Source organism: Anabaenopsis sp. FSS-46 (genome assembly GCF_029891665.1).
In the GTDB taxonomy this organism is placed as follows: Bacteria; Cyanobacteriota; Cyanobacteriia; order Cyanobacteriales; family Nostocaceae; genus Anabaenopsis; species Anabaenopsis arnoldii.
In genome coordinates this window covers 1-10,955 of sequence record NZ_JANQDG010000144.1, presented here as the reverse complement: position 1 = coordinate 10,955, position 10,955 = coordinate 1, and the positions used below count along the sequence as shown (strand labels likewise).

Genomic DNA, 10,955 nt, shown 5'->3' with positions numbered 1-10,955 from the left:
CAGTGAACGGTTACCCCAATTATAGCAGGGGGCACCGGAGCAGGGGGAAGCCTTGAAACGCTTGAATTTCAATGGTTTTATCTTCTGTTTGTGTCCTAACCACCTTGGCGGTTGCTATAATTCACATACTGACCCAGATGTGATAATGCATCTATGAGTCAAGATTAAGACAGGGTAAACCTATAGAAAAAGATATACCCCTTCCCAGATTATAATCTAGAAAGGGGCATTGCAAGCAGAAACAATAATCTGCTATTGGCTTTTCAAAACTCCCGGCTCTTGCTGTATGGGTAAAACATCTAAAATATCCGCTTGAGCGCAATATCTTAAATCTTCATGTGACTCCAGACGTAACAACCTTTGACCATGACTAGCATGGTGGAATAATCCCAATAAGTCATTTTGCCATTGTGCGTAAAGAGCGATCGCACTAATTACTTCATCATTCCCAGCTAATTCGGCTGGTGAAATTTGGGACTGTGCTAAAAGACTGTGAGCGATCGCCCCAGCACAAACTGTATCTTCTAAAGAAAAACTGCCTTCCCAACCAGAGCCGACAATCCACACAATCTCAGGTTGTTTTTCCAATAGGAACTTTACCACAGTCGCCCGATTAATCAAAGCGGCAGCAAGTACAATCGGAGAATCTTGTACACGTTGTAAAGCCCGAGTTCCATTAGTGGTACTGATAAATAAACGCCGTCCTTTAACTACTTCCGGTGTGCAATCAAGAGGGGAGTTACCTAATTCAAAACCAGTTACTTTCGCGCCGCCGCGTTCTCCGGCTCGGAGTCGTTTTTCTGGGGGCCAGTTTTCGCTGACCGCAATTAGTTGATCTAAATTACTGAAGGCTTGCACAGCTTCGCCTCCAGAAGCCAAAACAGTTGCTATTGTACTAGTAGCTCGCAAAACATCGACGACGATCGCGCAGTCGGGAGTTTTGTCGGTAGGAGTCAATTCAGGAGTGTGGTATATGAATAGCTTCACGCGGTGGATAAACCTGCTCTCAATACTATTGCCGAGATTACATTCTAATGGGTGTCATTTACCATCATCACAGTAAAAATCTGGGAATTTTTTATCGTCAGGCCAGAATATTTGTGATATGTGATTGCCAACTTGATGCCAAGAAACACAAATCAGGGTAATCTAAAAACATAATCAACCCCCTTCCTGACTTGGCAACATAGAGAGGGAATCTTTGTCATCCACTAGTCCCACCTCTCAAATTCGTGAGTAAATCAATATGGCACCTTTACCCGATTACCGCCCTAAACAGTTATCTTTAGGACCCTTAGAAGCCGAAATTTTGAATATTATTTGGGAACTGGGTTCAGCTACAGTTAAGGATGTACACGATCGCATTCTCTTGGATCCTAACCGTGAATTAGCTTACACTTCTGTCACTACAGTTTTACGTCGCCTAACTGATAAGGGATGGCTCATATGCAACAAACAAGGGCGGGCGTTTTATTGGCAACCCCAGCTGACCAAGCAGCAAGCACAGGTAATTAAGGCTCACGAGCAGTTACAGCGATTTCTGGCTGTCGGTAATCCCGATGTCATCGCCGCCTTTGCTGATAGTCTGGATGAAGCCGCTAGCGACCAACTACAAGCCATCGCTAAACGCATTCAAGCCGCACGCCAAGCCAGGGAGGAACAATAATCATGCATCTGTTGATGATTTTGACTGCTTTCACAGTTGCTTGGAGTTTAAGAGTCTTTGGCAATCATCTCCAAGGTAGCTGGGATCTCCGGTGGCGGCGATCGCTGTTTTTGTTTCTTTTTCCCCCATTGTTAATTTTTATGACGGCGATCGCCGTCTTATTCATGGGACCCCAAGGCAAAATGGGGGGCGCACATACTGGCTGGTTAAGTTATGAACTAGCCTTAATTTATCTGGCTTTTTTTGCCATTGTATGCATTACCCTAGGTTTCCAAGGTTGGCAATCTGTGGAGTCCGCCCGGAAATCTCCCTTAATTAATTTACAGGGTAAACAAGTTAGATTATTAAATACAGACGCGCCCTTTGCTGGTCAAATTGGCTTTTGGCATCCAGAATTAGTAGTTAGTCAAGGATTACTGCAAACCCTCACCCCCGCCCATGTAGATAGTGTTTTAGCACACGAACAAGGACATTACCATTACCGCGACACATTTTGGTTTTTCTGGCTGGGTTGCATACGCGCTTGTACAAGTTGGTTACCTCATACAGATGTGTTATGGGAGGAACTCTTAGCCCTACGGGAATTACGGGCTGATAGTTACGCAGCCTCCCAGGTAGACCCTTTGCTTTTGGCAGAGTCATTACTAATAGTAGTAACTAGCACTAGTGTATCATCACCCATTTGCTGTGCAGCTTTAGGAGCTAATACAGGCAATCGCTTAGAACAAAGAATAGAGGCTTTATTATCACCACCAACACCCACACCAGAAATCAATTACCACTCCTGGAATGGGTTCATTTTAGCATTGATCCCATTATTAACAGTGCTATTTCATACCTAAAATCGCCGACACACTCCAACAGCGAAGCTAAAACCTACTCAAGTTGTACAGGCTGCTGAACAGATATAATGAGTGATTAATTAGCAGCCTTTACCAACCCCCACCTACAAATATTAAAAAAAATCTGGGTTAACCTCCGAAGTTAGTAACCCCATAATTTGCAACTTATTATACTATATACCCAATCCGTAACAAGTCTTCTATGACCACTGCTCAAGCTTTAACAAACCTCTCTTTTCCCATTCTCACCACACCCATCAATGATATTTTTGTGGGAGTCAATGCTTTAGATACAACTCTAGATTTAAGTAATTACTTTGATGACCCTTATACAACTGGTCTAGTAGCTAATTTTCAGTTATCTAACCCATCCATAGGTAATGGAGTTATCAAAGTAGTCCTGTTTGACCAAGAAGGACTAGGCGCACCCAAAACAGTGCAAAACTTCCAGAACTATGTCAACAGTGGCAGTTATGAAAATACTATCATTCATCGTTCTAATCCTAACTTCGTCATCCAGGGTGGTGGGTTTACTGTCGATAATTTAAATCTGGGAATAGTTCCCACCAATACACCGGTGGAAAATGAGTTTAGTCCACAGCGGTCTAATGTGCGGGGAACCATCGCTATGGCTAAACTAGGTAATAACCCCAACAGTGCCACCAGTCAATGGTTTTTCAACTTAGAGGATAATTCCAGTAATCTTAACAATCAAAATGGTGGTTTTACAGTCTTTGGTCAAGTCTCTTCTAGCAATGACTTAAATACAATTGATGCGATCGCAGCAGTGCCAGTTTATAACGCTAGTGGAATTCACCCTGCCTGGAGTGATCTTCCTCTCATTGTAGATGACCCAGCACAACCTGAGATTAACAGGGACGATAATTTTATCCGTTATAGTAACATTACAATTCTACAAGAAGAAGAAATAGAGTATACCATAGTTAGCAACTCCCGACCCGATTTAGTCACTGCTAACATTAACGGACAGCAACTTTTACTCGATTATCTTCCAGAGCAAACTGGGAAAGCAGATATTTCCCTTCGTGGGACTAACTTGTTTGGTGAGTTTGTAGAATATGAATTTTCTGTCACAGTGTTACCCAATTCTCAAAGCGTAACTCTAGCGATCGCCCCCACCAACGCCTTACAACCAGAAGGGAACGAAGGACTCACCCCCTTTACCTTCACAGTCACCCGCACAGGAGACACCAATGTTACCAGCACAGTTAACTGGGCGGTTACAGGTACAGGTGAAAACCCTGCTAACGCCGCAGACTTTGCAGGTGGAGTATTCCCATCAGGTACAGCCAGCTTTGCAGCAGGAGTTACATCTCAAGTAATTACGGTAAATGTACAAGGTGATACGGAAGTAGAAGCAGACGAAACCTTTACCGTTACCCTCTCTAACCCTAGCAACGCTACTATTACTACTACTACAGCTACGGGAACTATTATCAATGATGATACACCACCGGCGGAGGGCGATCGCCAACAAATCACATCATTAGACAATTTAACTGTTAGCCCTGGTGGTAATGTATCTATTCCCTTATTCTACAACACCTCCACAAGTGATAATACCGTCACTGGTATTAGTTTACGGCTGCATTATAACTCTAATGAACTAACCTTCCAAGATGTAGAAAACCTCTTTGATAAGGATCTATTTGTCAACTTAGACAACCTAGCTGATAGTGGGGACTTTGACAATAACCCGAATACTGACAAGTTTATCCAATTTGGTTATGCTGACTCTGAAGGTAACTGGCCTAACCAAACCCTACCGTTAAAGTTAGGAGACTTTAACTTTACCACCAGTGGGAACTTTGCCGGAACTCAACTTAATGTGACTTACGATAATTTAGCCCCTGGTTATAGCCTAGAAGCAGACCCGATTTTTGTAGGTAAGCAAGCATGGAATCTAGATATTGATGGGAATGGTCAAATCAATGCCCTTTCCGATGGGATTATGATAGTGCGTTATCTGTTTGGTCCTACTGCTTTCCCCGGTGAGAAATTAATTGAAGGTGCGATCGCCCCTAACGCTACCCGCAACCTAGCAGAAATTCAAGCCTACTTACAACAAGGGGTAGATAACCAATACTTAGATATTGATGGGGATGGTCAAATCAATGCACTTTCCGATGGGATTATGACAGTGCGCCATCTGTTTGGTCTGACTGCTTTCCCCGGTGAGAAATTAATTGAAGGTGCGATCGCTCCTGACGCAACCAGGGATTTAACCCAGATACAAGCATATTTAACTCAGTTGAGCACCGTAATTATAGATATCTTTTGAGGGTTGACGGTTGACCGTTACTCATATCCCCGACTTCTGACTATGATCTTGTCAGGTAGTGATAAATTTTGGTAGAAGTCGGGGATATTGACCAGCAGAGTCAACACCAGCAGTCAAAACCCACAGCAGTCAGGTGTTAAAAACCCCTGTCTAGTGGCTAGAGTCGGATTTATCCGACTGGGTGTTAAATATAACATTATAAATATTTTTAACAATCATTGCCTAGAGTATTATATGTAACTTACCAGCCCACTTTTAGTGGACTTTCGCTATTAGACGCTTAATTTATTCCCTAGTTAATGGCTGTTGATGGTCACACCTCTTGCCAGTCAAATGTTAAACGTAAAAACTGCCTGCCAGTCTATAGTTAAGAATAGCTTATAATTATCAAATTAATCATAGTTAATTGAAATTATTAAGCCTGCGAAATTTGTCTTTGAGCTTCCTATATGGTATTGATATAGTAATTCTCAATGATTCATGAACAATTTCTGTTCCGGTGTTCCGGTGTCCGGTGTGTTCCCTTTCCTCACTGATAATTTGTCAACTCAAATAGGATAACTATATATATACACATAAGGATAGGAGAATGATTGATGGCTACCCGCAAGATCGTTTCTAGTGGCAACTATAGTGATGCCAGTATCTGGTTAGGGAATGTTTTGCCAGTTGCCGGGGATGATGTAGTGATTGATGAAAGTGACAGTGACATAACTGTAACTCTAACTACAAATACTACAATTAAAACCTTATCCCAGTTCGAGAACTTCCAATGGAATTCCGGGACAATTATTGTTACCGATGGATTTAGTAACAATGGCAACCTATCCATTGGCTCCGGCACAAAATACATCACAGGCACATTGCAAAATCAGGGAGTAGTCACTCACAACGACACCTATGTGGACCGGTGGGGCAACAGATACTACGGCGACCTCTACCTGAATAATCATAGCCAAATCATCAACCAAGCCGACGCCACCTACAACTTCCAAGCCGGGAATATTAGGCAAAACACCCCAGCCGACTATCAAGGAGCCCCAGCCAAATTTGACAACCAAGGCACATTAACCAAAACCAGCACCCTGGAAGCAGGGATACATGTAAAACTGGATAACTCCGGCACAATTAACCTAGAAGCCGGAACCCTCAGCTTAACCAATGATTTCCAAAACACAGGCACGGTCACAATTAATGCCGGCAGCCTAGCAGTCACAGGAAACATCAGCAATCATCACCAGATAAAAATAGAAAGTGGCAGTGCATCCCTCACCGGGGGAGGAACAAACCAAGGCACTATTTATGTAGACATAGATGCAGCATTAACCCTTGGAGGAACATTTGACTTTACTACTGAAAGTAAAATTACTGGTAGAGGCAGTGTAACTCTCAACCAAGGACAACTCAACTTTGATGTTAACCAAACCAGCATCAGTGATGACTTGACAGTTACATTCAATGGAGGAAAACTGAATTACCAAGGTAATTTAGCCATTGAAAAATATGTGTTAACAGCCAGCGCGGGGGAATTTTTAGTCAACGCCAATAGTACTTTGAGCTTAGGTGATGGTAGTTGGAGTACTGGCACCCTGGTCATAGATAATAAAACCAGCTTTGATGGCAACCTATCCATTGGCTCCGGCACAAAATACATCACAGGCACATTGCAAAATCAGGGAGTAGTCACTCACAACGACACCTATGTGGACCGGTGGGGCAACAGATACTACGGCGACCTGTACCTGAATAATCATAGCCAAATCATCAACCAAGCCGACGCCACCTACAACTTCCAAGCCGGGAATATTAGGCAAAACTCTACAGATGGAGGTGCAACAGAAGGCAGGTTTGACAACCGTGGTACTTTACGAAAAACAGGCTCATTAAATTCCAACATTTACGTTGACCTTTACAACAATGGCATCATCGACACTGAAGAAGGAAACCTCTACATTTATAACGACTTCCTCAATACAGGCTCTGTCAACATTAAAGGCGGTATTGCCCACTTTAGGAGTGACTTTGACCAAACCGCAGGGGAAATCGTTCTTCACAATGGTCGCCTCAACTCCACTGCAGAAATAAATATCCAAGCTGGACAAATTGGCGGTTATGGCACCATCAACAGCAATATATTAAGTGCGGGATTACTCAACCCCTTCGTCAGTGGTAATTTGGGTGCTGAATACGGTAAAATCACCATTCTCGGCAACTACACTGAAACTGATGATGCTCAAATCCATATCCAAATTGGCGGAGAAGATAGAGGTACTGAATTTGACGCTATTGATATCAGTGGCACTGCTAAGTTTGATGGCACGATTCACATTAGCCTGCTTGATGATTTTATCCCCGTCCTTGGTGACAGCTTCACCATCATTAATTATGCAGATTATACTGGGGATACTGAACTAGACTTTAGCGGCTTAATCATTGGTGGCGGACTGCGATTCAATCCAGTATTTAATAATAATAACCTTACTCTGGTGGTCAGTAGTACCACGTTCCCTGATGCCAAGGATGATGCCTATGGCGGATATCAAAATGAAATCCTGGCTATCAGTGCTAACCAAGGACTATTAGCCAACGACAGCCACCCCAATAACGATATTCTGACCGCACAAAGGCATACTAACGCCCAATTCGGTAACGTCAATATCAACCTAGATGGCTCCTTTACCTACACTCCCAACCCTGGCTTTTTCGGCGCAGATAGCTTTACCTACAAAACCTACGACAGTAATGGTGATTTTGACTTAGCTACAGTAACTATCAATGTCAGTGTTCCTCTCTTTGACCAGCCCCCCATTGTAGCTAACCACATCCCGGCAGAAATTGTTAACATCAACGCCAATAATAGTGTCATTGACCTGAGCAATGTCTTCACTGATGTTGACAATGACGATAATTTAATTACTATCTCCGTGCTGAGTAATAGTAATCCTGTTTTGTTTGACAGCGTTGAGTTAAGTAATCGCACCTTAACATTAGATTATGCTGCTGACCAATTCGGCACGGCAGAAATTGTGTTAAATGCTGAATCTAACGGTAAAACAGTTAGTGAATCTTTTGCTGTTTACGTCAAATCCTCCAACAGTGACGTTATTGATGATGCACCTTTTGTCAGTAATCCTCTACCTGATGTTTACGTGCCAATTAATGCCCCTAATCAGGTCATCGACTTAACCAACGTCTTCAGCGATATCGATAATGACGACAACTTAATCATTAAAGCTTTGTTTGGTAACACCAATGCCACTCTGGTGAATGCCAATATTCAGGGTAATACCCTCACCCTGGATTACCATGACTCCCTATCAGGCAACGCAGATATCACTGTACTGGCTATCTCTCACGGAAAAATGGTACAGGATACCTTCAGAGTCACAGTAGCCAACACTGCCCCTGTGGTGGATTCTCCCATACCCGACCAAATCATTAACGAAGGCGACACCTTTAGCCTGAAGGTGGGCGACTACTTTAGTGATCCCAATGGTGATGTGCTTAACTTCGCCATTTCCCGCCCGGGTTGGTTGAACTTTGACGCCAATACCCAAACTTTAAGCGGCATTCCCGGTAATAATCATGTTGGTACAACAGCCATCACTATCACCGCCACAGATGGTGATAATACCGTCAGTGATTCTTTTGACCTCACAGTGGTTGACCTCCCCAACGGTATATTTAGCCTTGACAATTCAGCATATACTGTCAATGAAGGGGCAGGAACCTTAAGTGTTACAGTTGTTCGTCAAGGTAGTTCCCTTGGTGATGTGGGGGTTCGACTGTTTACTGGCAATGGTACGGCTACGTCTCCCGAAGACTACAACAGCACTGTGTTTGATTTGAAGTTTGCCAACGGTGAAACCAGTAAAACCGTTGCAATCGCCATCAATGATGACACCATACCTGAAGGTGGTTTTAGTCAAGAGCCGGAAAGTTTTAACCTGACTCTCAGCAATGCCACCGGGGGAGCAGTGTTGGGAAGCTTGGTTAATGCAGTGGTCAATATAGTAGACAATGAACCTGCTATTCAAAAACCAATAGCGCAAAATGATGAAAAATCCGTTACAGCCTTGGATATCATCACCATTGATGTTTTAGGCAATGACTCCGACCCGGACAATTATCGACAACCCATTAGGCTGCACCGCCTCTATGTGGATGGTCAAGAATATGACCCCTACCTCACTCCTAGCATCACTACTTCTAAGGGGGGAATCATCAGTATTTTCAATGGTGGTACACCTAATGAGCCTACAGATGATCAACTCTACTATGTTGCTCCGGATGTCACTATTACTGATACCTTTACTTACACCATTAAAGATGGTAGTTCAGTTACTGACTTAATTAGTGAACCAGCTACGGTAACGGTTAACATCCTTGCCGAACCACGCAACCCAACAGATAATGTCAACATCAATATCAATGGCAACTTGGTCAACTATACCAGTAATGAAATAGCTTCTTTTGGTAACCAAGATGTCAACGGTAACTTTACTCTTTATGAAGGTAATACTTTTGACCTGGATGGCAACACTTGGAAAGCGATCGCTCTGAAGGACTACGGTTATACAGATGGTTACATCATCAGTACAGATACCACACTGAGTTTTGACTTTAAGAGCAGTGCTATGGGGGAAATTCAAGGCGTGGCTTGGGCGAAGGAAAACTTACCCACTACCAAGATTAACCCCGCCAACGTGATCAATGTCTATGGCTTCAACGTCCAATACGGCATTAATGATTTTGACTACACGGGTGCTGGCAACTGGCAAACTTTTAATATTAATCTGAGCGAATACGGCAGTGGCATTATTAACTATCTTCTGCTTGTTGGTGATGACGATGCCAACAACAAAGGTGATACCCAGATCCGTAACCTACAACTCAATCAAACCAGCACCAATCAAAAGCCCACCGATATCCTGCTCAGTCACACTTCCATACAGGAAAATCAACCAGTAGGGACAGCGATCGCTACCATCAGCAGTGTAGATGTGGATACTAATGATATCCATACTTATACTTTATTACAGAATCCAAATAGTGCATTTACTATCAATGGCAATCAGCTACTCGCCAATCAAAGCTTTGATTTTGAAACTCGCTCCAGTTATACCATTGAAATCAAATCTGATGATCAACGAGGGGGGAGCCATGTTAAATCCTTTAATATCGATATTACTAATGATTTAGATGATGACGTCAGCCTAGCCATAGCCGCAACCAACGCCAGCCAAACCGAAGGGAACACAGACACCAAAGCCCTCACCTTCACCATCACTCGTTTTGGTAACACCACAAATACAAATGCTGTCAGCTGGGCTGTGACAGGTACAGGAACTAACCCCGCCAACGCAGATGACTTTGGGGGAACATTACCAACAGGTAGAGTCACCTTTAACCCAGAAGACACATCTCGACTAATTACCGTTTACGTCACTGGTGACACTACTGTAGAAGCAGATGAAACCTTTATCGTTAAGCTATCCAACCCTAGCAACAGCGCAATTATTACCACGACCACCGCTACAGGAACCATCCAAAATGATGATGTACACACCAGCGTTATTTTAGACATCAAAGGTAGTGTAGGTGATTATTTCGTTTCCGCCTACGACCCTCAACAAGATTTGAATGGGGAATTCACCATTTCCGATGATCAAACTCAATTAGACCTATTCGGTAACACCTGGAAAAAACTAGACATAAACAATTACACCATTACCAAAGACACCATCCTAGAATTTGAATTCCGAAGCACTAGCGCTGGAGAAATTCATGCCATTGGCTTTGACACAGATAATGTAATTAGTCCACAAACAACATTCAAACTCAGTGGTACTCAAAATTGGGGATTACAAAACTATAACAACTACAGCACAAGTGACGGTTGGAAGAGTTACCAAGTTAGCGTAGGAAATTACTTTACGGGTAACTTTAACTATCTCACCTTTGCCAATGACCACGATGTACTAAATCCTGATGCTAATAGTCAGTTCCGGAATCTGAAAATCTATGAGAACACCAACAGCGTCAGGGTTAACATCAACAATCAAGCCAACAACTACCTTTTTTCTCCCTACGACCCTCAACAAGATTTGAATGGGCAATTCACCATTTCCGATGATCAAACTCA

General features: G+C 43.0%; 5 protein-coding genes. 4 read left to right on the top strand and 1 reads right to left on the bottom strand.

Features of this window, described 5'->3' with window-relative positions; translation table 11 throughout:
• Positions 1-252 precede the first annotated feature (252 nt).
• Entirely contained in the window at positions 253-987 is a 735-nt protein-coding gene (locus NWP21_RS17475; protein ID WP_280793647.1) for a 2-phosphosulfolactate phosphatase family protein, read from the bottom strand.
• A 259-nt stretch (positions 988-1,246) separates the two neighbouring features.
• Between NWP21_RS17475 and NWP21_RS17470 the strand changes: the two genes are divergently transcribed.
• From NWP21_RS17470 to NWP21_RS17455, 4 genes are all read left to right on the top strand, one after another.
• Positions 1,247-1,666: a BlaI/MecI/CopY family transcriptional regulator gene (locus tag NWP21_RS17470; RefSeq protein WP_271734328.1), complete on the top strand. Its 420-nt coding sequence runs from the start codon at positions 1,247-1,249 to the stop codon at positions 1,664-1,666.
• Positions 1,667-1,668: 2 nt separating this feature from the next.
• Positions 1,669-2,508 carry a M56 family metallopeptidase gene (locus tag NWP21_RS17465; RefSeq protein WP_280793646.1) on the top strand — a complete coding sequence of 280 codons (840 nt, stop codon included), beginning with the start codon at positions 1,669-1,671 and terminating at the stop codon, positions 2,506-2,508.
• A 202-nt stretch (positions 2,509-2,710) separates the two neighbouring features.
• Positions 2,711-4,810, top strand: coding sequence for a peptidylprolyl isomerase (locus tag NWP21_RS17460; protein ID WP_280793645.1), 2,100 nt, complete (start codon positions 2,711-2,713; stop codon positions 4,808-4,810).
• Between the two features lie 596 nt (positions 4,811-5,406).
• Positions 5,407-10,955: Calx-beta domain-containing protein (locus tag NWP21_RS17455; protein WP_280793644.1), on the top strand; the 5,549-nt coding region annotated here is incomplete at its 3' end.

What these genes read in the sequence shown, in the direction of transcription:
- NWP21_RS17470 (WP_271734328.1), top strand. Translation starts at nt 1,247, where the DNA reads ATGGCACCTTTACCCGATTACCGCCCTAAACAGTTATCTTTAGGACCC.
- NWP21_RS17465 (WP_280793646.1), top strand. Translation starts at nt 1,669, where the DNA reads ATGCATCTGTTGATGATTTTGACTGCTTTCACAGTTGCTTGGAGTTTA.
- NWP21_RS17460 (WP_280793645.1), top strand. Translation starts at nt 2,711, where the DNA reads ATGACCACTGCTCAAGCTTTAACAAACCTCTCTTTTCCCATTCTCACC.